Here is a 1,145-nt window from a genome sequence, read left to right as displayed (position 1 = left end):
GCGAAGAAAGCGCTGCAAATTATCAGTACGGGGAAGATGAAAGGGCGTCAGTTCCGAGCGCGTCTTCTTAAATAAGTCATTAGATTGAACAAAGGCTCTTCGTTGGAAGAGCCTTTTTTGTTTGGTGCGTCTCTTATTCGCTGTCTTTTGCTAAACGCGCTTTAATACGGCTCAAGCTGATAGCTGTAATGCCGAGGTAAGCCGCAATTTGGCTATCGGTAATACGCTGTTCTAAATCTGGGTAGTAGTGGCAAAATAACTGATAACGTTCCTCAGGTGAATACAACAGCATAAAACGTTCTTTATTCTCTTTGTTCATCAACTGCGTTTCGAGCAATTTTAGGTAAATAGAGTGCTTTTCGGCGCGCCATTGATGCAATGCCTCGATAGGCAAACAGAATAAATGACATGCGGTCAGTGTTTCCAATAAGTACGGTGAAGGTTGATCTTTTATCACGCTTTCAAAGCCGATCACCCAGTCCTTTTCCCAATAAAACTCTTTGCTGAATTCTTTGCCTTTCTCTGTGAGATAGCTTGCGTGACATAACCCCTTCAGAATGAAGTAGATGTGTGAACTAGATTCACCTTGATGGCTAAGAATGTGCCTAGTGGGTAATTCTAACTCTTGTCCATAGACCATGAGTTGTGAGGCTTCGTCTTCTGAAAAGCCATGTTGAGTGAGATCGAAAAATACGTCGTTTTGCATGAAGGTTATCTGCAGTGAAAGGGTTAGCGCATTTGAACTATCTTAACTGCTTTGCGCAGTAACAAAAAGCGGCTCACAGAGGAGCCGCTAGTTTGAACATGGAGTCGCTTATTTGTTTAAATCGATCTGATAAATCGCAAAGCCCACTTCGTCAGTTGCGACGCGTTTCATCGGGTATTGGCCTTTGTCTTGGATAAACTTCGAAGCTTTTTCGCTCGGTGAGGTTTCAAAGCGAATATCCAGTTTTTTGTCTGACTTAATTGGTGCGAACGACCAGTTATTGTCAGCGCTTGGCGTGACTTCGCCTTTTTCCTCACTGACGCGAGAAATGTACGCAGCAACCACAGAACGGTTTTCGTCTGGAGAGTCAAATGCAATGAAGTCCGGACCCGTGCCAGGGAAGGTATTGCTGTACGCGCGGTAATTGTTAGTCGCAATG

1 protein-coding gene and 1 pseudogene are annotated in these 1,145 nt (G+C 44.2%); both read right to left on the bottom strand.

What is annotated here, in order from left to right; genetic code table 11:
* Positions 1-133 precede the first annotated feature (133 nt).
* Positions 134-706 carry a Crp/Fnr family transcriptional regulator gene (locus R8269_RS25450; protein ID WP_318222943.1) on the bottom strand — a complete coding sequence of 191 codons (573 nt, stop codon included), beginning with the start codon at positions 704-706 and terminating at the stop codon, positions 134-136.
* A gap of 108 nt (positions 707-814) precedes the next feature.
* A pseudogene (locus R8269_RS25445) lies at positions 815-1,145 on the bottom strand (2',3'-cyclic-nucleotide 2'-phosphodiesterase); the annotation flags it as partial.

The organism is Vibrio sp. Vb0667 (assembly GCF_033391095.1).
Note: the sequence above shows the minus strand (reverse complement) of the source record. Positions and strands in the feature narration are given on the sequence as shown.

Coding starts and splice junctions, on each gene's coding strand:
- R8269_RS25450 (WP_318222943.1), bottom strand. CDS start 706: ATGCAAAACGACGTATTTTTCGATCTCACTCAACATGGCTTTTCAGAA.